The 844-nt window shown below is 64.9% G+C and carries 1 protein-coding gene; it reads left to right on the plus strand.

The window, feature by feature from the left end; all coding sequences use genetic code 11:
* Positions 1-767 (plus strand): ABC transporter substrate-binding protein (locus tag QZ281_RS03100; RefSeq protein WP_292224606.1); only part of this gene is annotated, 767 nt, incomplete at its 5' end.
* Positions 768-844: the final 77 nt, after the last annotated feature.

Below are 844 nucleotides of genomic sequence, written 5' to 3' on the forward strand. Positions count from 1 at the left end.
CGCCCGCCGTGTCGGTGGTGTCGCAGGATTCCGGCCCGACCGATGCGCAGGCCGCGCAGTTGGAAGCCGCAGGCGTATCGGTCGCCTTCATCGACTTCTTCTCGCACCCCTTCGAAAACCAGGCGCGCAGCCTGAAGCTGCTGGGCGGGATCATCGGGCGCACGGCGGAAGCCGAAGCCTTCAACGCCTTCCGCCAGACGCGATTGAACGCCATCGCCGCCAAGGTTGCGACCATCTCTGAAGACAAGCGCCCGACGGTCTTCCTTGAGGCCCATGCCATGATCACGCCGGACTGCTGCAGTTCGCCGGGCAAGGGCAATGTCGGCGACTACATCGCCTTCGTCGGCGGGCGAAACATCGGCGCGGACGTGCTGAACCAGCCGTTCGGCAAGCTGAACCTGGAATATGTCATCCAGCGCGACCCCGACGTCTATATTCCGACCGGAGGTCCGCATCTGGCCAAGGCAGGCGGCTTCGTCGTCGGCCCCGGCTTCACCCCGGAACAGTCGCAGGCGGGTCTGCGCCGCGTCGTTTCGCGTCCCGGCATCTCGACCCTGAAAGCTGTGCGTGAGGGCCGCGTCCACGGCCTGTCGCACCAACTGATCAACTCACCCATCGACGTCGTCGCCGTTCAGGCGTTGGCCAAGTGGATTCACCCCGAACTGTTCGGTGACCTCGATCCGCGCGCGACGCTGGACGAGATCAACACCCGCTTCCTCGCCGTTCCGTACCGCGGCGACTATTGGGCCGACCTGAAGCCCGCATGACCGTTATTGTCCCAAGGAGATCGACCATGACCTTCCACAGAAGCTTGCTGACGGCGGCCGCCGCCGTCGTTCTGATG

Source organism: Brevundimonas sp., from assembly GCF_018608325.1.
GTDB lineage: Bacteria > Pseudomonadota > Alphaproteobacteria > Caulobacterales > Caulobacteraceae > Brevundimonas.